Annotated in this window: 18 protein-coding genes and 1 pseudogene; 10 read left to right on the forward strand and 9 right to left on the reverse strand. The window is 53.9% G+C overall.

The genetic code is table 11. The features are described from left to right. The first annotated feature begins 117 nt into the window (after window positions 1-117). Both araC and JWF83_RS11730 read left to right on the forward strand, forming a co-directional pair. The gene (gene araC, locus JWF83_RS11725) at window positions 118-1,032 is read left to right on the forward strand and encodes an arabinose operon transcriptional regulator AraC (RefSeq protein ID WP_413650394.1); all 915 of its coding nucleotides are present in this window, start codon (window positions 118-120) and stop codon (window positions 1,030-1,032) included. Between the two features lie 124 nt (window positions 1,033-1,156). Beyond that, window positions 1,157-2,197 carry an oxidoreductase gene (locus JWF83_RS11730; RefSeq protein WP_413650395.1) on the forward strand — a complete coding sequence of 347 codons (1,041 nt, stop codon included), beginning with the start codon at window positions 1,157-1,159 and terminating at the stop codon, window positions 2,195-2,197. Window positions 2,198-2,312: 115 nt separating this feature from the next. On the opposite strand, the gene add is transcribed toward JWF83_RS11730, so the two are convergent. Continuing rightward, the gene (gene add, locus JWF83_RS11735) at window positions 2,313-3,311 is read right to left on the reverse strand and encodes an adenosine deaminase (RefSeq protein ID WP_413650396.1); all 999 of its coding nucleotides are present in this window, start codon (window positions 3,309-3,311) and stop codon (window positions 2,313-2,315) included. 338 nt (window positions 3,312-3,649) lie between these two features. Here add and JWF83_RS11740 point away from each other — a divergent pair, with 338 nt between their 5' ends. Continuing rightward, window positions 3,650-4,105: a hypothetical protein gene (locus JWF83_RS11740; protein WP_413650397.1), complete on the forward strand. Its 456-nt coding sequence runs from the start codon at window positions 3,650-3,652 to the stop codon at window positions 4,103-4,105. A gap of 152 nt (window positions 4,106-4,257) precedes the next feature. On the opposite strand, the gene JWF83_RS11745 is transcribed toward JWF83_RS11740, so the two are convergent. The 4 genes from JWF83_RS11745 to manA all read right to left on the reverse strand — a co-directional run bounded on the left by JWF83_RS11745 (window position 4,258) and on the right by manA (window position 9,291). Then, a complete protein-coding gene (locus JWF83_RS11745; protein ID WP_413650398.1) occupies window positions 4,258-4,989 on the reverse strand; it encodes a LuxR C-terminal-related transcriptional regulator in 732 nt (243 codons plus the stop codon). Window positions 4,990-5,462: 473 nt separating this feature from the next. Beyond that, window positions 5,463-6,194: a helix-turn-helix transcriptional regulator gene (locus tag JWF83_RS11750; protein ID WP_413650399.1), complete on the reverse strand. Its 732-nt coding sequence runs from the start codon at window positions 6,192-6,194 to the stop codon at window positions 5,463-5,465. 274 nt (window positions 6,195-6,468) lie between these two features. After that, the gene (locus JWF83_RS11755; protein ID WP_413650400.1) at window positions 6,469-7,977 is read right to left on the reverse strand and encodes a YdgA family protein; all 1,509 of its coding nucleotides are present in this window, start codon (window positions 7,975-7,977) and stop codon (window positions 6,469-6,471) included. Between the two features lie 141 nt (window positions 7,978-8,118). Then, on the reverse strand, window positions 8,119-9,291 hold the full coding sequence (gene manA, locus JWF83_RS11760; protein ID WP_413650401.1) for a mannose-6-phosphate isomerase: 1,173 nt from the start codon (window positions 9,289-9,291) through the stop codon (window positions 8,119-8,121). Window positions 9,292-9,486: 195 nt separating this feature from the next. Between manA and fumC the strand changes: the two genes are divergently transcribed. Beyond that, on the forward strand, window positions 9,487-10,884 hold the full coding sequence (gene fumC, locus JWF83_RS11765) for a class II fumarate hydratase (protein WP_413650402.1): 1,398 nt from the start codon (window positions 9,487-9,489) through the stop codon (window positions 10,882-10,884). A gap of 153 nt (window positions 10,885-11,037) precedes the next feature. Here the strand turns inward: fumC and tus are convergent, their stop codons facing one another. Together tus and JWF83_RS11775 are read right to left on the reverse strand one after the other, a co-directional pair. Beyond that, complete coding sequence (gene tus, locus JWF83_RS11770) at window positions 11,038-11,970, reverse strand: DNA replication terminus site-binding protein (protein ID WP_413650403.1); 933 nt, start codon at window positions 11,968-11,970, stop codon at window positions 11,038-11,040. A gap of 151 nt (window positions 11,971-12,121) precedes the next feature. Beyond that, a complete protein-coding gene (locus tag JWF83_RS11775; RefSeq protein WP_413650404.1) occupies window positions 12,122-13,378 on the reverse strand; it encodes an MFS transporter in 1,257 nt (418 codons plus the stop codon). Between the two features lie 95 nt (window positions 13,379-13,473). Here JWF83_RS11775 and JWF83_RS11780 point away from each other — a divergent pair, with 95 nt between their 5' ends. The 4 genes from JWF83_RS11780 to JWF83_RS11795 all read left to right on the forward strand — a co-directional run bounded on the left by JWF83_RS11780 (window position 13,474) and on the right by JWF83_RS11795 (window position 18,306). Further along, window positions 13,474-14,358: a LysR family transcriptional regulator gene (locus JWF83_RS11780; RefSeq protein WP_413650405.1), complete on the forward strand. Its 885-nt coding sequence runs from the start codon at window positions 13,474-13,476 to the stop codon at window positions 14,356-14,358. Between the two features lie 157 nt (window positions 14,359-14,515). Next, window positions 14,516-15,733 (forward strand): ROK family protein, encoded by a 1,218-nt coding sequence (locus JWF83_RS11785; RefSeq protein WP_413650406.1) that lies wholly within the window; start codon window positions 14,516-14,518, stop codon window positions 15,731-15,733. A gap of 132 nt (window positions 15,734-15,865) precedes the next feature. After that, complete coding sequence (bioD, locus tag JWF83_RS11790) at window positions 15,866-16,531, forward strand: dethiobiotin synthase (RefSeq protein ID WP_413650407.1); 666 nt, start codon at window positions 15,866-15,868, stop codon at window positions 16,529-16,531. A 323-nt stretch (window positions 16,532-16,854) separates the two neighbouring features. After that, window positions 16,855-18,306, forward strand: a complete 1,452-nt coding sequence (locus JWF83_RS11795) for an MFS transporter (protein WP_413650408.1) — start codon at window positions 16,855-16,857, stop codon at window positions 18,304-18,306. Between the two features lie 141 nt (window positions 18,307-18,447). On the opposite strand, the gene JWF83_RS11800 is transcribed toward JWF83_RS11795, so the two are convergent. Beyond that, window positions 18,448-18,744: a DUF1161 domain-containing protein gene (locus tag JWF83_RS11800; protein ID WP_413650409.1), complete on the reverse strand. Its 297-nt coding sequence runs from the start codon at window positions 18,742-18,744 to the stop codon at window positions 18,448-18,450. 51 nt (window positions 18,745-18,795) lie between these two features. After that, window positions 18,796-19,143 (reverse strand): DUF1283 family protein, encoded by a 348-nt coding sequence (locus JWF83_RS11805; protein ID WP_413650413.1) that lies wholly within the window; start codon window positions 19,141-19,143, stop codon window positions 18,796-18,798. Window positions 19,144-19,249: 106 nt separating this feature from the next. Between JWF83_RS11805 and JWF83_RS11810 the strand changes: the two genes are divergently transcribed. Both JWF83_RS11810 and JWF83_RS11815 read left to right on the forward strand, forming a co-directional pair. Further along, window positions 19,250-19,573, forward strand: coding sequence for a YnfA family protein (locus tag JWF83_RS11810; RefSeq protein WP_413650410.1), 324 nt, complete (start codon window positions 19,250-19,252; stop codon window positions 19,571-19,573). A 99-nt stretch (window positions 19,574-19,672) separates the two neighbouring features. Then, a pseudogene (locus tag JWF83_RS11815) lies at window positions 19,673-21,474 on the forward strand (RHS repeat protein); the annotation flags it as partial.

Raw genomic sequence — 21,474 nt, forward strand, 5'->3', positions numbered from 1 at the left:
CGGGAGCCGGCTATGGCTCCCCGGTGATATTTTAGCTAACCCAATAGAAGGGCGGCATTGATAGCCGCCCGTGCTCATTGTTTGCATTTGTCCTGCACATAACTAACCGGAGGAAACATGTATCATCGTCTGCCTTCAACGATACAATCTAATCCGCTGCTGCCGGGCTATCCGTTTAATGCCTGGCTGGTGGCCGGATTAACGCCGATCAGTGCGAACGGCCCGCTGGACTTTTTTATCGACCGTCCGCTGGGGATGAAAGGTTATATACTCAATCTGACTATTAAAGGACGTGGCCGGGTGTTTGACGGCGAAGCGGCTTTTGATTGTGAGCCGGGCGACCTGTTGCTGTTTCAGCCGAAAACTCCCCACTATTATGGCCGTTCTGCGGAAAGCGACTGCTGGTTCCACCGCTGGATCTACTTCCGTCCGCGCGCCTACTGGAACGACTGGCTGCAGTGGCAGGATGAGACCCATGGCGTTGGCCGCCTGCGGTTACCGGAGTCGCTACGCGGCGAGTTTGACCGTCTGTTTGCCAATATTGAGCAAACCCATAACTCCGGCAGACGCTTTGCCGAAGAGCTGGCGATGAACCTGCTGGAGCGTCTGTTGCTGCGCGCGGTAGAAGAAGATCCACGCTCGCATCAGCAGATCCGCGATCCACGGGTTATCGAAGCCTGTCAGTATGTTACCGGCAATCTGGCTGCTGAAGTAAAAATAGAAGAGGTGGCGAAGTTTGTCTGCCTGTCGCCGTCGCGGCTGGCGCATCTGTTCCGTGAGCAAATGGGGGTGAATCTGCTGCGCTGGCGCGAAGACCAGCGGGTGATCCGCGCTAAGTTATTGCTGCAAACCACCCAGGAGCCGATTGCCAGCGTCGGACGCGATGTCGGTTATGATGACCAGCTCTATTTTTCGCGGGTATTCCGCAAGCGGGTCGGCGTCAGCCCCAGTGATTTCCGCCGCCGCAGCCAGGATGCCCACGATGCGCTGGTGGCCCAGGAGAGCTGGGATATGCCGCGTACTGCCGGTTAGCCATAATTCAGGCGAATCCGCCTTGTCCTCTGCGCCTGTATGGTTTTAAATCATAAGGTAAAGCATTTTCGCCAGGGATATCTCACCCTGGCGGAAATGTACAGAGTGAACAAGAGGAATGCTAATGAGTGATAAAATACGTGTCGGCCTGGTGGGCTATGGTTTCGCCAGTAAAACGTTTCATGCCCCGCTAATTGCCGGTACCTCAGAAATGGAGCTGGCTGCTGTATCCAGCAGCGATGCGACTAAAGTTCACGCCGACTGGCCTGCAATGCAGGTGGTTGCCGATCCCCAGGCACTGTTTGACGATCCCACCCTGCAGCTAATTGTTATTCCCACCCCCAATGACAGCCATTTCCCACTGGCGAAAGCGGCGCTGAATGCCGGTAAACATGTGGTGGTGGATAAACCGTTTACCGTGACACTGTCACAAGCGCGTGAGCTTGATGCGCTGGCTAAAGCCAAAGGTCTGCTGCTTTCCGTGTTCCATAACCGCCGCTGGGACAGCGACTTTCTGACGCTGAAGGCGCTGCTGGCTGATGGCACGCTGGGTGATATACGTTATATGGAATCGCATTTTGATCGCTTCCGTCCGGAAGTCCGCCAGCGCTGGCGTGAGCTCAAAGGGCCGGGCAGCGGTATCTGGTTCGACCTCGGGCCCCATATTATCGACCAGGCACTGCAACTGTTTGGCGCGCCGGTGGCGATTTATGTTGATATGGCCGAACTGCGTTCCGGGGCGCAAACTACCGATTACTTCCATGCGGTGCTGACCTATCCGCAGCGTCGTGTGGTGTTGCACGGCAGTCTGCTGGTCGCGGCGGAGTCGGCGCGCTTTCAGGTGCACGGCACGCGTGGCAGCTATGTGAAGTACGGCCTTGATCCGCAGGAAGATAGTCTGAAAGCCGGTGCGCGTCCGCCGCAGGAGAACTGGGGCTACGATATGCGCGACGGCGTGCTGACGCTGGCCGAAGGCGAGGTAATGGTGGAGAAGACCCTGCTGACCATCCCGGGTAACTATCCGGCATATTATGCGGCGATCCGCGATGCAATTAACGGCACGGGTAATAATCCGGTGACCGCCGCCGAGGCGATTCAGGTGATGGAACTGATCGAACTGGGTCTGCAGTCTGCTGAGAAGCGCCAGACGTTATCCCTGAAATAATCAAACGTCGGCCGGACAACGCGGGCGGAATAAATTCCGCTGCTGATTCGGGGCTATCTGAAATACTGCCGGGGATCCATTAATGGCTCCCCGGTGTCTGCGGAGCACGGTTTAATCAGCCGGCAACCTTTGCCCGGATCCGATTTTTTTCGTCTTCGCTTAAAAACGCAATCTTCAAACCATTTTCCTGGGCAGTGCGCATCTGCTGCTGGCTCAGGCCCGCCTGCGGCGCCGCCACCTGATATTCATGGGCAATCTCTATTCCCTGAACGGCCGGATCGTCGGTATTGATGGTGGCGAGAATGCCATGGTTAAGAAACGCCGCCAGTGGGTGATGGCGTAGCTGCGCCACGGTGCTGGTCTGCATATTGGAGGTCAGACAGGATTCGATGCCGATCTGCTGCTCAGCAAGAAAATCCATCAGTGCCGGATCCTCAATCGCTTTAACACCGTGACCAATGCGCTCGGCGCCCAGTTCGCGAATGGCCTGCCAGATACTTTCCGGACCGGCCGCTTCACCGGCATGCACCGTGATACGGAAACCGGCGTCGCGCGCGCGCGTAAAATGCGTAAGGAACTGGCGACCCGGAAAGCCCAGTTCATCACCGGCCAGGTCCAGCGCAGTAATTGCATCGCGATGGGCGAGGAAACCTTCCAGCTCGCGCTGGCAGGCCTGTTCGCCAAAGGTACGGCTCATAATGCCAATCAGACGTACGTCAATATCATACTGCTGACAACCGGCCTGAATACCATCGATCACCGCTTCCACCACGCCGGCTACCGGCAGATTATGGTTCATGGCCATATAACCTGGCGAGAAGCGCAATTCGGTATAGTGAATGCCGGCGCGTGCCGCATCTTCGACGTTTTCTTTGGCGATACGCCGACAGGCATCCAGTGAAGCCAGCACTTTTACCCCCCAGTCTAATTTTTGCAGAAAACTGACCAGATCGGGTTCATTTTTGGTGACCTGCACGTGCGGGCGCAGTGTTTCCAGCGTACTGGCGGGCAGGGAGAGATTAAATTCGCGTCCTAAATCGAGGATGGTTTGCGCACGGATATTACCATCAAGATGACGGTGAATATCAGTCAGGGGAAGGCGGGTATCGATCATTTCGCACTCTCTTGGTTGTTTTAAGTAAAGTGCAGATAAGTATAAAAACATCTTGCGCAAATACGCCAGAGATTTGCGCAACAAGGCCGCTTAACTGCTGGTTAATTGGCCTTATCAGCGATTAACGCGGGGATATCGCGTCCGGCTGGGGTTGATGATTTGAGAAGCCAGGGGGTGACTTCTCTGAAGTGTGTATTAAGATGATCGGGCTAAATTTATTGCCACAGGCCATCTCACGATGAATGAACTCAACACGGTTAGCGGGAAACCAGCGGTAGCCCATGCGGTAGGGGGGTAATGTTATTCGTCGTAACCCGGATGGTTGTCTTGAGGGAACCATGCTGGACGGCGAAGGATTTATCGCCAGTTTGCTAAGCCGTGGTATTACCGTGAAGAATAAACGCGTCTGGCTGGCAGGGGCCGGTGGGGCCGCATCTGCTATTGCCTGGGCGCTGGCTGAACAGCAGGTCAGTGAACTGATTATTTACAATCGCACGCCGGAAAAGTCCGCTGAGTTAATCCGTAAACTTTCGCATTCCTTTCCTGCCACGCAAATAGTGGCGGGTGACAATATTCCCCGGCAGGTCGATATTGCCATCAATGGCACCTCGGTTGGCATGGGAGAGGGGCTGGCAATGCCGTTTTCTCTCGACGCTCTCGACCCACGCACGCTGATCTGCGATATCGTCATCTTTCCGGAAAATACCGCGCTGCTGACTCAGGCCTCCCGGCAGTGGCCCCATGCCTTTAATGTGTTGTCTGTCAGGGTTGTGCTTATTCGTGAGTACCGCTGAATAGCTACTGTCTATCCGTTCCCGATTAAAAAATATCTCACCGCTACTTTGCTGGTCAGTCCGGACTATTATCACCTGCTAATGTCGGCTGATTTCGGTGGCATAATCTGGGGTTGTTAATCAGCTGACTACCGCAGTAGCCAGCTGTTATTTCAGCTAAGTGGGATCTCTTCGTCAATATCGCCGCTAAAGCCAATGCGTTTGTGGGATAACAATCGCTGGGGCAAATAGCGATGCAGACTGCGCGCTTCACAAAACTCGCGGAAATCATCGAGATGGTTAACCCCGGCTTTGGTGTACATATTCGCCAGCCGGTTTTCGATGGTGCGGGGTGACAGATACAAAATATTACCAATATCTTTACTGCTCATTCCCTGCAACTTAAAGAAGATAATTTCACACTCTTTTTCGGTAAAAAAGTCATCCGGTCGGTTAAGTAGTAGTGAACCCGGAAGCCTTCCCCGGACAAAATCATTGGGCGAAAACACTTCAAGATATTTAATGGTGCAAAAAGCTCCGACGCAATCATTGTTATTATTATAAAAAGGAACCTTCCTGCATATCAATGGAGAATCTACCGCATGCGGATGGATGTCCAACATTGCCAGCGGTTTTCTGTTTTCCAGGATATTTCTGTCCTGAGTTCGCCAGGCTTTAAGGGTATTCTCATCTTCGAAAAGTAACGAAGGGATCTCATAGTCAAAACGGTCAATTATCTCATAAGCAGACTTAAGGCCTGCCAGTTTGGCCAGTGCCAGATTAGCATAAAGAAATCGACCGTCTGGCGTCCGTACGCAGTAAGGGTCTGGCAATAGATCAAGTGGGCGGGTTAACATTTCAGGGATAATAATATTACTTGTATCTGGTTGACTATGTAAATTCATGGTTTTCCTTCTCCATTTGTTAAAATAGCCGGTGTGACATAGCAGTCCTGTCCTGGATAGCTACTCAGAATAATTACATTGTGAATTATATTGGTAATTAACCAATGTGAAAGATCTTATCAACTATAGCATGGCTCGATTTTGTAATGCAATTTGCTTGAGCAGAGCAACGGCTGAACAGAAATGTAAACTATAATGGCGATAACTATCCGCCCGAGAGGGAGAAAAAAGAGGGCGAGGCAAGCCCCGCCAGCCAGAGGCTGTCACGAAAAGAGAGTGTCGATCAAAATTGTCTTTATTGGTTTATTTAATTCCCCGGTGTGGCACTGCTACTGTTTTTCCGGCGTAAACTGACCCGGTCAAACAATATCACCATAGTAGCAACCGCGAACTGTCTGGCAGAGACTATCTGATACTTTACAATATGAGTATGCGATACTTATTTTTTCGCCGGGCGCCACTTATTATTGGGGTTATTCACAAGGCAATTGTTTTTCAGGATACTCGCTGGAACCGGATTCTGACGAGGGAAACAGTCGTTTTGGCAGATAGCGATGGAGGTTACGTGTTTCACAGAATTGCCGGAAATCATCAAAATGCTTCACCCGCGCTTTGGCATACATCTGTGCCAGACGGTTTTCCACGGTCCGGTGCGATAAGCCTGTCAGGTTACCGATCTGTTTACTGCTCATTCCCTGTAATTTAAAGAAAATAATCTCACACTCTTTTTCTGTGAAAAAATTATCTGGTTTGTTCAGTAGTAACGAAACGGGAAGCTTGCCATTGATAAAGTCATTCGGTGTAAAGGCTTCAAGAGCTTGAATGGAGCAGAACGCGCCAATGCATTCACTATTATTATTGTAGAAAGGGACTTTTTTGCACAGGTAAGGGGATTCGACAGCATGTGGATGAATTTCCAGCATTAGCAATGGTTTTCTGTTCTCGATAATCGCCCGATCCTGATTACGCCATGCCTTAAGCGTCTCTTCATTTTCGAATAGTCGTGAGGGGATTTCAAAATCAAGGCGTTCCAGCAAAATATCTGTTGACCGCAAACCCGCCAGCCTGCTCAGGGCCAGGTTGGCATAGAGAAACCGGCCATCCGGTGTGCGAATACAATAGGGATCCGGTAACATATCCAGCGAACGGATCAACATTTTAGCATTAATAATACCATCAGAATCTGATTCATGATTTGAATACATGATTGTCCAGCTCCATGTTTGAGAAAAATCTGTTTTAAGTGCGGATCCTTGCCGGCACTGACTATATTGGTGCTCTTTAAATAATTATTATTATGAATAATAATTCTTGCAACTATAAATGGCGGAATTTACTGCAGCCATACCATCGTACCATTTTTAAACCCAATATTATCTGGCAGAGATTGAGTGGCGTACGCTGACGCGCTGATTAGCACATGGCTGAGAGGGGGGATAAAAAACGGGCGAGATAAAGCTCCTCGCCCGGGAAAGAGGGTTACTCTGCCGGTACACCTTCTGGCATTGCCGACATGCCACCCAGCATATAACGCGACAGGAACTGGTCGAGCGGCATCTTCTCACCGTTCATGGTGACCTGGCCGGCTGCGTACTGCAGGCTGGTGACGATGTTATTATCCTGCTGCGTGGTCAGTTTAAACATCTGTCCCATCGCCGCCAGGCCTTTCACCTGTTGTTCCGCCAGTTTGCTGGCCTGTTCCTGCGGATTGCCTTCGAGCATTGCCACATGGGTCATCAGCTCGGTAGCCATATCCATAGAGATTACCAGTTTACCGTCCAGTGATTTCAGCACACGATCGGTCGCCTGACTGATATTCTGCGCCTGGCCGCTGGCAGTGGCCGGATCTTTAAAGTTGACCGCCAGGTTGAAACTGCTTTCACCCTTAGCATTCTTCCAGCTTAACGGCGCAACGGTAATGATCGGATCGCCTTTAAGCAACAGCGGCAGGTTGCTCACCAGGATCTGATTCATCCCTTCCTGATAACGCTGCGCATCATCGCTAATCCCCGGCTGATTCAGCAGTGCCTGCACCTGCGAATTGTAATTCTCGGAGAAGGTCTTCAGCGCCGCACCATCGAACTGCGACAGCTTCATCGACAGTTTGCCCTGACCAAAAGACTGATTCTGCATCTTCAGGTTATCCAGGGTGTAATCGATCTGGCCGGATACCGCTTTCTCATTGGAATCAAAACGTGAACTGCCTTGCAGACCTTCCAGCGTCACCACTTCCTGTCCGTTAACTGACGCCGTCAGTTTTTTCAGATCAACACTCTGATCGCCAATCCGCACGCCCTGCGGGCTAAGGCGTGTATTGGCGCTGGTTTTAATCCCGTTCAGGGTAAACAACACCGGCAGATCCATCTCATTTTTGCTGGTGATGGCGATACTGTCGATATTGCCGTCAAAACTGACTTTATCGCCCTGTGCATCAGCATCCACATTCAGCGTGCCGCCATTCCAGGCAAAGCGCTGGCCGCTGGCAGCGTTCTGGTAATCCAGCGGCAGCAGGGTGATCGCCGACGAGGTGGCGCCGCTGTAACCGATGCGGGTATCCGCCTTAATCACCGAAACGCCTTTAGTGACTTCAAACAACGCTTTCACTGCTTCGGTGTTTTCCAGTTCGGTATGTACCGATGCCATGCCAGGCATCAGATTGAACTTTTTCAGCTGCGCGAACGGGAAGGGACCGTGATCGATAGTCTCATTCAGCACAATGCTCTGGCCGGGTTTCAGCAGTGAGTTATCTTCGGTTTGTGAACTGGCCTGCACCACCAGTTTGGCGTGGCTGGTAAACAGGCCACGCTGATAATCCTGATAGCTCACCTTCAGGCGGCTCTCGGGAGCAATAGTGGTCAGCCGGGCATTGGCGTTCTCTACCAGGGCATCCATATGGCTCTCAAGCTGCTTGCCGGTAATCCAGGCGCCGCCGGTCCAGATAATCCCCAGCGCAACTACCACAACTACCGCAACTTTGGTCTTTTTCATCTTAACTTGTCATCCTTTCACTGATGTCAGCGCTGCCTGGTCTGTCCCGTCACCGGCAGCGAAGAAAAACGCCGCGCGGGCGTTTTCGATTAATGGCTTGAATAATAATAGCAATTGCCCCGGCTAACGTCAGCCGCATTGTTACAAGGCGTTAAACACCCGGGCCACCCGCCCGCTGCCGCTCAGGGTAAGCGGCGACTCATCCGCGGCGACAAAACAGGACTCGCCGGGCTGCAATACTAACTGCTGCTCACCGTGACGGATAATCGCCTGGCCTTCAATACAGAACAGAATGGCGGCGCTCTGCTGTTCGATCTGCGCTGGCGCAGGCTCAAGGGCATGTATGGCGAAGGCAAAGTCATCGACCGGGATCGGGAAGTGGGTGATATTGCCTGTAACCTGTGGTTGCGTCAGCAGTTGCTGATACCGGCTGGCGCTGAAGCGCACATTAGCCAGCAGCTCCGGAATATCAATATATTTCGGCGTCAGACCGGCACGTAACACGTTATCCGAGTTGGCCATCACCTCCAGCGCGACGCCCTGCAGGTAAGCATGTGGGGTTTCCGCAAACAGAAACATTGCCTCACCGGGTTGCAGCTCAATAACATTCAGTAATAGCGGGGAAAACAGACCACTGTCATCAGGGTAGAACTGGGAAATCGCTTTAATCGTCTGCCACGGCTGACCGTGCTGGTTGTTGAGTGCCGCTTTTAGCACCCCTAATGCCAGCGCTTTTTCCTGATCCTGCAGTGATAACAGGCTGGCGAACAGCTGCGCCAGATGCGGTTCATCGGGATGTTGCAGGAAAACGGCAATCGCCGGATGGGCTGCCGCCAGCGGCTGCAGCAGCGACACAATTTCCCGACACTCACGAAAACCGTTGATCGCCAGGAACGGGGTTAAGGCATACACCAGTTCGGGTTTATGGTTGGCGTCTTTATAGTTACGCTTAGCATCGGTCAGTTCGATACCCGCGGCGTTCTCTTTGGCAAAACCTGCTTCAGCAGCGGCTTTACTGGGATGAACCTGAATCGACAGCGGCTGTGCGGCGCAGAGAACCTTAAACAGAAAGGGCAGTTCGCCAAAGCGTTCGGCGACGCGGGCGCCGAGCAGGCGCGTCTTATCACGTTCTATCACGCTGCGCAGGCTGTGCACTTCGCCGCCAATTTCCACCGAGGAGCTGCTTTTCGGATGCGCCCCCATCCACATTTCCGCCATCGGCAGGTTATCGGGGTTGGCGATACCGTACAAATCGGTTAGCGCGGTTTTGCTGCCCCACGCGTAATTTTGCAGTGAATTGACTAACTTTTGCATGATTTGTCCCTGTTAAGTTCAATTTTACCGCGGTTATTAAAACAGAAACTGCCGGCAGAAATACAGTTGAAATGCAATAAGGACGTTCAGGTCGCATAATGTTAAATTATTGTATGGCAAACTGTTGCGCGCCTTTGTTGTCCGTGGTGGATACCGGGGCGGTTTAATTTAATGAATGTGCTAAAGGAGACAGGAATGGCAGCCAATCGCATTGAAAAAGACTCAATGGGGCCGATTGATGTACCGGTTGATAAACTTTGGGGCGCACAAACGCAGCGCTCGCTTGAGCACTTTCGCATCTCGACGGAAAAAATGCCGACTGCGCTGGTGCACGCGCTGGCGCTGACCAAGCGTGCCGCAGCGAAAGTAAACTGCGACCTGGGGCTGTTGCCCGCAGAGCGCGCCGACGCCATTATCAGGGCCGCTGATGAAGTGCTGGACGGGCAACACGTCAACGAATTCCCGCTGGCTATCTGGCAGACCGGTTCCGGCACCCAGACCAATATGAATATGAATGAAGTGCTGGCCAACCGTGCCAGCGAGATCCTCGGCGGCGAGCGTGGCATGTCGCGTCTGGTGCATCCGAATGATGACGTCAATAAGAGCCAGAGTTCCAACGACGTGTTCCCGACCGCCATGCACGTTGCGGCGGTAATCGGCCTGCGTGAACATTTGACCCCGCAACTGCTTACGCTGCAAAAAACGCTGCAAGACAAAGCGGAAGCCTATAAAGATATCGTCAAAATTGGCCGTACTCATTTGCAGGATGCTACGCCGCTGACCCTTGGTCAGGAGATTTCTGGCTGGGTGGCGATGCTGGAGCATAATCTGAAGCATATCGGGCAGAGCATTCCACATCTGGCGGAGCTGGCGCTGGGGGGGACTGCGGTGGGCACCGGCCTTAATACCCACCCGGAATACGCGGTACGGGTGGCGCAAGAGCTGGCGGAGCTGACGTCACAGCCATTTGTCACCGCACCGAATAAGTTTGAAGCGCTGGCGACCTGTGATGCGCTGGTACATGCCCATGGCGCGCTAAAAGGTCTGGCTGCGTCGCTAATGAAGATTGCCAATGATGTTCGCTGGCTCTCTTCCGGTCCGCGTTGTGGTATTGGTGAAATCGCGATACCGGAAAACGAGCCGGGCAGTTCGATTATGCCGGGTAAAGTTAACCCGACGCAGTGTGAAGCCATGACCATGCTCTGTTGTCAGGTGATGGGCAACGATGTTGCGGTCAATATGGGCGGCGCGTCCGGTAACTTTGAGCTGAATGTCTTCCGTCCGATGATTATTCATAACTTCCTGCAGTCAGTTCGTCTGCTGGCGGACGGTATGGATAGTTTTAATCATCATTGCGCGGTCGGTATTGAGCCAAACCGCGACCGCATCACCCAGTTGCTTAACGAGTCACTGATGCTGGTCACGGCGCTGAATACCCATATTGGCTATGATAAAGCAGCGGAAATCGCCAAAAAAGCCCATAAAGAAGGGCTGACGCTGAAAGGGTCCGCGCTGAAACTGGGCTATCTGACCGAAGAAGAGTTTGATGCCTGGGTTCGCCCGGAAGATATGGTTGGCAGTATGAAGTCGTAGCCCACGTAATCGCTGTAATTCTTTATTTTTAATCTTTAATCTTTAATCTTTAACGTGTAGGGGAGCCATTAATGGCTCCCTTAACATTAATGGCTCCCTTAACATTAATGGCTCCCTTAACATTAATGGCTCCCTTAACATTAATGCCGCCGGCTACATCAAACGATCGCTGTACAGATGCAAACGCGGAATAATGGCAAACAGCTTCTCCGCTTGCGGCTTATAGCGATGTTTTACCTGTTGCGCATCGTAATTAAGCAATTCTCCCAGCGCCGGCACCTGGTTTTTATCTGCACACAACACCAGCAGTGGCGACGGGCAGGCCAGCTGGGTCTGTTTCTGCTGCTGAATATTCCAGGTGCGGGCGATCGGCTGTACCTTGACCGGGCGTTTAATTTTCAGACGTGCCGTTTCCGGCAGAGAGCGAATGGCTTCAATCTCCTCCAGCACTTTCTCTGCCCACTGCTCACGTGTCCAGGGGGCGACCGCGCGGGCTGATTTCAGGCTGCGTTCAAGTTTTTCCAGCACTTCCTTCCGCGTCAGGTTCTTTACGATATGTTTATTCGCCCAGCCGAAGCGCACACTATCCGGAGCATCCAGCAGGGTGATGGCGCGATAGGCATTCAGGGTAATCAGCCCGCGCAGATGGGTATGCACAAAGTCGAACCGCTCCTCACTTTCCACACCGGATTCCACGGTAATAATCTGTTCCAGCCGGGCCTTCAGACTATTCACCCGCGCCACTTGCTGATGGAGCAGGGCAGACTGCGCGCCATCGGCGGCAAAACACAGGGCGCCGGGCAGGCGGACGGCGGCTTTGGTGCTGATCTGCTCCGACTGATGCTGCATAAACAGCCGGCAGTAGTGTTCGAGGCCTAACTGTAGCGCCTCATTACCGAGGTGCTGTTGCACCTCAATGGTGGTTATCGCATCATGCTCTTTGCCTTTCATTACCGCTGGCAGGCTGAATACCCGCCCGGCCAACAGATGCAGGGAGAGCAGCTGTTGTTGTAGCTGATTCAGTTCAGCTTCCAGTTGACTGACACCGTGGTGCAGTGCCGCGACCGCATCGTATGGATTGTTCATCGATCCCTCTTTAGTTACAACATACAAATGACTATAGCCGGTTATGGTGCGCATTTCAGCATCAAAGTAATCTGTTTTTTAGCAGCAGGGAAGAGCGGCGATCGCTGACACGACTCAGTGGGCATGATACCCACTGAATCATCGGCAGGAATTATAGCTGGCGTGTTTTCAGGCGAGAGCCGACCAGCAGTGCCAGCAGCAATAAACTACTAATAAAAACGGTGATGCCCGTCCAGCCATAGCTATGCCAGAACAGCCCACCCAGCGTACCTGCCACGCTGGAGCCGGCATAGTAGCTAAACAGATACAATGAAGAGGCTTGTCCGCGTGCGCGCCGGGCGCGTTGTCCAATCCAGCCACTGGCGACCGAGTGAGAGGCAAAAAAGCCGGCAGAAAACAGCATCATCCCGATCAGGATCATCCATAGCGAATTAAATGCGGTCAGCAGCAGGCCGCTAAGCATAATCGCGGTGGAGAACAGCAGCACTGTGCCACGGCCGAAACGTGCGGTCATGGCGCCGGCTTTCGGTGAACTCCAGGAGCCGGTGAGATAGACCACTGACAGCAGCCCCACCACGGCCTGGCTGAGGAACCATGGCGCACTTAACAGCCGGTAGCCAATATAGTTAAACAGGGTAACAAAGGCTCCCATCAGCAGAAAACCTTCGGCAAACAACAGTGGTAAACCGGCATCGCGCCAGTGCAGACGGAAATTAATCAGCAGATTACGCGGCCGCAATGACGCCGGACGAAAATGGCGTGATGCCGGCAAAATTTTCCAGAACATCAGTGCGGCGGCGAGAGAAAAGCAGCCAACCGTGGTTACCGCCACGCGCCACGAGGAAAAATCAGTAATCACCCCGGTCAGCAGACGGCCGCTCATACCGCCAATGGAGTTGCCGCTAATGTATAACCCCATCGAAAAGGCCACCACGCTGGGATGGATCTCTTCGCTGAGATAGGTCATACCGACTGCCGCCACGCCGCTTAGCGACAGGCCAATTAACGCGCGCATCAGTAAAATACCGTGCCAGCTGGTCATAGTCGCGGAAATCAGCGTGCAGATCGCCGCCAGCAGTAGCGCGGTTACCATCACCGATTTACGGCCAATAGCATCGGAAAGCGGCCCGGTGAACAGTAAGCCGAGCGCCATCATGCCGGTAGATATCGACAGCGAAATACTGCTCTGCGCAGGTGACACCCCAAACTGCTGCGACAGAACCGGCAGAATAGGTTGCACACAGTAGAGCAGGACAAAGGTGGCGAGTCCGGCAGAAAATAACGCCAGGGTTACGCGCATAAATTGCGGTGTACCGCGGGTGATATACAGGTTTTTGGCTGGTGCGGAGGTAGAGACACGTTCAACGCTGGAGTTGTCCAGCGTAACGGTCTGGGATGAGCGGTTCACAACGGTTCCTCAGGAATAAAATCAGAGTGTTAAGGGTAAGGAAGCTGTATTATGATGTCTAATATATTAATAATCTCAAATAAGACTTTTAAAGTATGAATATCGAATTGCGTCATCTTCGCTACTTTATCGCCGTCGCTGAAGAGCTGCATTTTGGTCGCGCCGCCCAGCGCCTTAATATTTCGCAACCGCCGCTAAGCCAGCAAATTTTACTACTTGAACAACAAATTGGCGCGCGTCTGCTGGCGCGTACCAACCGCAGCGTCAGTCTCACCGCCGCCGGACAGCAATTTTTAACCGATGCCCGACAGATTTTGCTGAATGTCGAACAGGCGGCAGATAAAGCGGCACGTCTGCATCTCGGCGTGGAGGGCGAATTGCGCGTTGGCTTTACCTCTTCCGCCCCGTTTATCACCCTGGTCTCAGATGCGCTGTATGTGTTTCGTCAGCGCTATCCGCAGGTTCATATACAGATGCAGGAGATCAACACCCGCCAGCAGTTAGAACCGCTAAGCGATGGTCGTCTGGATCTGGGGGTGATGCGTAATACGCCGTTACCGGAAAACCTCGATCATCAGTTGCTCCTGCGCGAACCTCTCTATGCGCTGGTGCATCGCGCGCATCCGCTGGCACTGCAGCAAAGCATCTCATTGCAGGCGCTGGCCAGTGAGCCGTTTGTATTTTTCGATCCGCAGGTCGGTACCGCGTTGTACAGCGAAATCCTGACCTTACTGCAGCGCCATAATATTCAGCCCTATATCACCCAGGAAGTGGGGGAAGCGATGACGATTATCGGACTGGTCTCTACCGGCCTCGGCGTATCAATTTTACCGGCATCGTTTAAACGGATTCGCCTCAGTGATGTGGTGTGGCTACCGTTGCAACAGCAGGATGCGTTGTCTGAGGTGTGGCTGGTCTGGGCGAAGCAGCGGGAGCAGAGTGCGCTGGTGAAACATATGATGGGCCTGCTCCTAAAATGAACCGCGCGCGGCTAACTGGCGCTTTTACGCGCGTTATTCCCCCTTTTGTGTGCAGTAAATCACATATCGAATCAAATATTTGACGCAACCGTCCAAGTGTTTCACCATAGCGAAAAGGGTTTATTTTGAAGCGCGAAAATAAGCGGGAGCAGGGGTTGTGATAGCGGATAGTCAGCCTGGGCACATTGACCAGATTAAACAGACCAATGCTGGCGTAGTTTATCGCCTGATAGATCAGTTTGGTCCGATTTCGCGTATTGAACTCTCGAGACTTGCGCAGCTGGCGCCTGCCAGCATTACCAAAATTGTGCGTGAAATGCTGGAAGCCCACCTGGTGCAGGAGACGGAGTATCAGGAGATGGGCAGCCGCGGGCGTCCTGCCGTCGGTCTGATCCTCGATACCGCCGCCTGGCACTATCTTTCGGTACGCATCAGTAAGGGTGATATTACCCTGGCGCTGCGCGATCTCAGCAGCGCATTAGTGGTGGAACAGCAGTTGCCGTTGCCGCAGGAAGCCAGTGAACCGCTGTTAACGCGTATTACCAGCGAAATTGACCAGTTTTTTATCCGTCATCAGCGCAAACTTGAGCGCTTAACCGCCATTGCCATTACCCTGCCGGGAATTATTAATACCCGCAGCGGCATTGTGCACCGCATGCCATTTTATCAGGTGGTGGATATGCCACTGGGGCCGGAGCTGGAAAAACGCACCGGTTTACCGATATTTATTCAGCATGATATTTGCGCATGGACCATGGCGGAGTCGCTGTTCGGCGCCTCGCGCGGGGCGCGCGATGTGATCCATGTGGTGATCGATCATAACGTTGGCGCTGGCGTGATTACCGATGGGCGTCTGCTGCATAATGGCAACAGCACCCTGGTGGAGATTGGGCATACCCAGGTCGATCCTTACGGTAAACAGTGTTACTGCGGCAACCATGGTTGCCTGGAGACGGTCGCCAGTATCAGCAGCATACTGACCCTGACCGAACAGCGCATGGCATCGTCGCCGAGTTCCTCACTGCATAACCAGCCGCTAACGGTAGACTCCCTGTGCGATGCGGCGCTGGCGGGCGATCAGCTTGCCAGAGACGTTATTGCCGGCGTCGGCAGCAGCGTTGGCCGTATTGTGGCGGTGATGGTGAATCTGTTTAATCCGCAAAAAATCCTGATTGGATCGCCGCTGAATCGGGCGGCAGATATTCTCTATCCTTCGATTACCGCCTGTATTCGTCAGCAATCCCTGCCGGCGTATAGCGCGCAGATTGATGTGGAGCCAACCCAGTTTATCAATCTCGGGACGATGCCCGGCGCGGCGCTGGTTAAGGATGCGCTGTATAACGGTTCACTGCTGGTTAAACTGTTGCAGGGCTAATCTGTTACGGCTTATCCACAAAAGATTGCGCTAACGCAAACCGACGATCGGCGCGCTACTCTACAATTTTCCGACACAAACCTTTGAGCAAAATCATTAATTTCAGGTTGTTGGCCTGTCGGAGAAGCACCCATGTTTAGTCGTATATTCGTAACTGGTACGGATACTGCTGTCGGAAAAACGGTGGTTTCCCGCGCCCTGTTGCAAAAGCTGGCAATGGAGTACCCACGCGTGGTGGGCTACAAGCCGGTGGCAAAAAGCAGCCAGCAAACGGCAGAAGGGTTACGCAATAAAGATGCCCTAGTGCTGCAAGCCTCTTCCAGCCTGCAATTGCCTTATCAGGCAATTAATCCGTTTACCCTGCAAGAAGATGAGATTGTCACCAGCCGCGATCATGAAATCAGCTATAGCAAGCTGAGCGCCGGCCTGAAGCAGTTAACCGAGCAGGCGGATGCGGTGGTGGTGGAGGGTACCGGCGGCTGGCGCAGCCTGTTAAATGATCTGCGTCCGTTGTCGGAGTGGGCGGTACTGGAGCAGCTGCCGGTGGTGATGGTGGTCGGGATTCAGTCCGGCTGTATCAGCCACGCGCTGTTAACCGCTGAGTCGGTAATTAATGATGGTCTGCCGCTGCTGGGTTGGGTCGCGAACCGTATTAACCCGGGGCTGGCACATTATGCCGAGATTATTGAAGTGCTGCGCGAAAAGATCCCGGCGCCCCTGTTAGGCGAACTGCCTTATTTACCGCGTGCCGAGCAGCGTGAGCTGGCAAAGTACCTCGATTTATCCCAGGTAAAATAGACCGCCTTACCGTCGGAACGGGAGCCATACAGGGCTCCCGTTTTTTTTAGCGGTCGAATTAACCGGCGCTCAGCGCCCGCCGGGAATACCGGCCAGCAGGGCGAAGAGCAGCGTGTTAGCGTTAATGGCAAATTTTATGGGCAAAATCAGCAGAATAGTTTTTTCGCCAGAACCGGCTGAAAGCCGCAGTTCAACTGGCGTCAGGCGGGTTAACAAAAATTCCACCGCCGCAAGGTGACGCTGTCACCTACACTGGCGCACAATACGGAAACTGCTGCCAGCGACGATAAGCTAGCCTTAGGAAAGACACAGGAAAGGACAATATGACGGAAACTATTCAACATCAGGTAGCGCACCGCCACTGGATTCTGATTGCCGCGATGCTGGCGATGTTTATGGCGGCGATTGAAGTGACGATTGTGGCGACCGCCATGCCAACGATTGTCACGGAACTGGGGGGATTTTCTCAATTTGGTTGGGTATTTTCCATTTACCTGCTTACACAGGCGGTCAGCGTACCGATTTACGGTCGTCTGGCGGATTTATGGGGCCGTAAAAGAGTGTTCTTTACTGGCACCTCGTTATTTCTGCTGGGGTCGGTCCTGTGCGGTTTCGCCAGCAGCATGGGCTGGCTGATCCTGTTTCGCGCGTTTCAGGGGCTGGGGGCCGGAGCCATAATGCCGCTGACCTCCACCATTGTCGCCGATATCTATGCACCGAAAGAGCGTGCCGGGATTCAGGGCTGGCTTTCCAGCGTCTGGGGTTTTGCGGCGATTATCGGACCGCTGACCGGCGCCTGGATTGTTCAGCACTTTAACTGGGCGTTGATCTTCTGGGTCAATGTGCCGGTCGGGCTGATCTCAATGCTGATGCTGGCACGCTGGCTACCGGAGATGCAGGTAACGCAACGACATCGGCTTAATCTGGCCGGCAGTGGCTGGCTGATGTTATGCGTGTCATCACTTCTGGTGGCGCTGTTGCAGGCGGAAAGCCTGGGTTACTGGTCGCTGGCCTTTCTGCTGTGGTCACTGGTTTGCGGTTATGCGCTGGTGAGAAATGAGCAGCAGGCGAAAGAACCGCTGTTTCCGCTGGCGATCTGGCGCAGCCGGGTGATTGTGGCCGGCAATGCCGGTAACCTGATTATCGGCGCGGCAATGATGGGGATCAGCGCTTTTCTGCCAACCTGGATTCAGGGCGTCAATGGCGGTACGCCGTTACAGGCAGGCAGTGCGCTGGCGATGATGTCTATTGGCTGGCCACTCGCCAGCGCCATCAGCGGGAATCTGATGCAGCGCACCTCATACCGCTTCACCGCACAACTGGGTGCGCTGCTGCTGATTGTCGGTAGCGCTTTACTGCTAATGTTGCAGCGTGATAGCTCAATGCTGCATGCCGGTTTCTCTGCGTTTGTGATTGGCACCGGTATGGGGATGACCAGTACCACTTTTCTGGTATCGGTACAGAACAGCGCGGAGTTTCATATCCGCGGCATTTGTACCGCCTCGATTATGTTTAGCCGCATGCTGGGTTCAGCACTCGGTACAGCATTAATGGGGGCAGTACTGAATTATAACCTGATGCTGCGCTTGCCGGGGCAGCCGGATCCGGTGCAGCAAATTATGTCGGAGGGTGAGCGACTGGCGTTACATCAGGATACGCTGCATCAGATGGTGGTGGAGGTGGCGGCTTCGCTGCACTGGGTGTTTGTCGCTTCACTGCTGATTGCGCTGACGAGTTTACTGATTGCCCGTGCGATGCCGGCGAAAAGCCCCTGAAAGTCGCCTGCGTGTCGTTTGTCTGGCAATTGAGGTGCAGACCTTCAGCTCGGGGCCATTAATGGCCCCCGTGCTGAGTTTCAGACACCCCAAATCATTTATTCCGCCCGCAGAATTAATCACTGCCGCCGCGTCGACAAATTACTGGGCTGGCGCGTCCTGGGTACTCCCGGCATTGGCGGGAACATTGCTATCGCCTTCGGTAGTGATGCGTTTATACACAATTTTTTGCGTATCATTTTCGCAATGGCCGACAACCTGTCCACCGGCCTGATCGGCCTGATCATTCGGCACAATATCGAGGGTAAAACCCGACTCCGGGACACCGTTACTGATTATTTTCTTACTGATATCAGCCTTAACCGTTTCACAGGACGCCTGAGCAGCCAGCGGCGCAATTAAGCACAGTGCGGTTAAAACCCACGTAAACGTTTTCATCACATCATCCTTTTGTTAAAAACTGTCCTAAGCATAGCAGCTGTCACCCGATCACGGGGCGACAGGACGTCCGGTACGGCGATCGAGACAGCGCAGGGTGTTGGCTTCCCAGTACGCGTTAACGTTATAACTCTGTTCGCAGGCATCACGGGTATCAAATGCACGGTCTGATTTGTCGAACTGTTTTTCGACGCGGCTATTGACCTTTTTGCGCAGCATGCGCGTATCGTCCCACTGTTCTTTATCCTGACGAGCCTGTTCGCTGCTAAGGGCGTTGTCGCCATTCTCGATAATTAGACGGTCGGTTTTCGCCATAGCAGCGGGTTGCATTGCCAGTGCGGCAGCCAGCAGCGTCAGGGGCAAAAAGGCTGAGGCGAGGCGGGTAGGCAAAATTTTCATCATCAGTTCCTGTATGGGTCAAAATCTTTTCTATTATATCATCGCGGTCCAGACGCTCACCAGCCGCACAACCGGCTTGTTTACATTTCTGAGAGATCTTTACGCAATGCTCAAAACCTCCTTGTTATTTTTTCTTACCGCACTGGCCGAAATTATTGGCTGTTTTCTACCCTGGTTGTGGCTGAAAAAAGGGGCATCGGTGCTGTTACTGATTCCGGCGGCGCTGAGCCTGACGCTGTTTGTCTGGCTGCTGACACTGCATCCGGCGGCCAGCGGACGGGTCTATGCCGCCTATGGCGGCGTCTATGTGATGACGGCCTTACTGTGGTTACGCTTTGTGGATGGCGTACGCCTGAGCCATTATGACTGGCTGGGGGCGGCGGTGGCGTTTAGCGGGATGTTGATTATTGTGGCTGGCTGGAATAAATAAGCGCGGAAACTCTAATATTGCAGCCACGGCACGTGCTGACGCCGACTGCCAGGATAGATAAATCAGAATATCTTACCCGCAGGCTGGAGGAAGACCCGCATGCCCGGAACAGATACTGCTTTATTTAGCCAAACGCCGGAGGTGGTGGTGGTTGATAACCGCGGGCTGACGGTGCGCAATATTCGTTACCAGCGTCATCCTGACAGCCTGCAGAACACCGATCAGCGTATCAGCCGTCACCGCTATGATGCACGCGGTTTTCTGGCGCAAAGTACAGACCCGCGGTTATATGAACTTCAGCAGGCCGCCAATTTTTCGTATCTTACCTCACTGAGCGGACAGGTACTGCGCAGCGCCAGCGTTGATGCCGGCATTATCCTGAACCTGAATGACAGCGCTGGCCGCCCGGCGCGCAGCATTAATGCCGCCGGTGTCATCCGCAACTGGCAGTATCAGCGTGCGGAACTGCCGGGGCATCTGCTGAGCATTGTTGAAAATGGCCGCATCACCGATCGTTTTGTCTGGGGGGGAAATACCCAGGCGGAAAAAGATCGCAACCTTGCCGGGCAGTGCCTGCGCCACTACGATACCGCCGGTCTGATGCAGACCGATAGTATCGCCCTGAGCGGGGTGGCTCTGTCGCTAACGCAGCGCCTGCTTGCGGAGGAGAATAACGCCAACTGGCAGGGGGAGAATGAGGCCGCCTGGAATGCGCTGCTGGCAGCGGAAAGCTTTATCACCCTGAGCACCGCCGATGCCAGCGGCCTGCCGCTTACCACTACCGATGCCATGGGGAATCGGCAACGTCAGGCTTACACTGTTGCCGGTCAGTTGCACAACAGCTGGCTGACGCTGAAGGGCGCTACGGAGCAGGTGATTGTCAAATCCCTGACCTACTCGGCCAGCGGACAAAAGCTGCGTGAGGAGCATGGCAACGGGGTCGTGACCAGCTACAGTTATCAGCCGGAAACGCAGCGCCTGAGCGCAATAAAAACCGCCCGCCCGGCCGGGCATCCGGCCGGGGCCAGGGTGCTGCAGGATCTGCGCTATCAGTATGATCCGGTCGGCAATGTGCTGCGCATCATAAACGATGCGGAAGCGACCCGCTTCTGGCGCAATGAGAAAGTGGTGCCGGAAAACAGCTACGGTTACGACAGTCTGTATCAGCTGGTGTCCGCCAGCGGCCGTGAAATGGCGACGCTTTCCCGCCAGAGCATCACGCCACCGTCCGCCAGCGTCCCTCTTCCCGCCGACAGCAGCGCGTTTGCCGCTTACACCCGCAGCTACCTTTATGATCGCGGCGGTAATCTGACGCGGATACGCCATAGCGCACCCGCCAGCGGCAACAACTATACCACTGATATCACGGTATCCACCCGCAGCAACCGGGCGCTGATCAGCAACCTGACGGCAGAGCCGGCGCAGGTGGAAGCGTTTTTTACCGCCGGCGGTCAGCAAACCCGGCTGCAGCCAGGCCAGAGTCTGAACTGGACAGCGCGCGGCGAATTGCTGCAGGTGACGCCGGTGGTGCGCGACGGTCAGCCCGCAGACCACGAAAGCTACCGCTATAACAGTGACAGCCAGCGCATCATTAAAACCAGCGTGCAGAAAACCGGCAACAGCACGCAGACGCGGCGCGCGCTCTGGCTGCCGCGGATCGAATTACGCAGCCGCTACAGCGGGGAGAGTTTAAGTGAGGCGTTGCAGGTGATCAGCGTTGGCGAAGCGGGACGCGCACAGGTGCGGGTGCTGCACTGGCTAACCGGCAAACCGGACGGCATCAGTAATAATCAGCTGCGCTACAGCTACGATAATCTTGTCCACAGCAGCGAACTGGAACTGGATGCTGACGGCAATATTATCAGCCAGGAAGAGTACTATCCGTATGGCGGCACCGCGGT

The organism is Pantoea sp. B65, assembly GCF_047308185.1.
Lineage (GTDB): Bacteria > Pseudomonadota > Gammaproteobacteria > Enterobacterales > Enterobacteriaceae > Erwinia.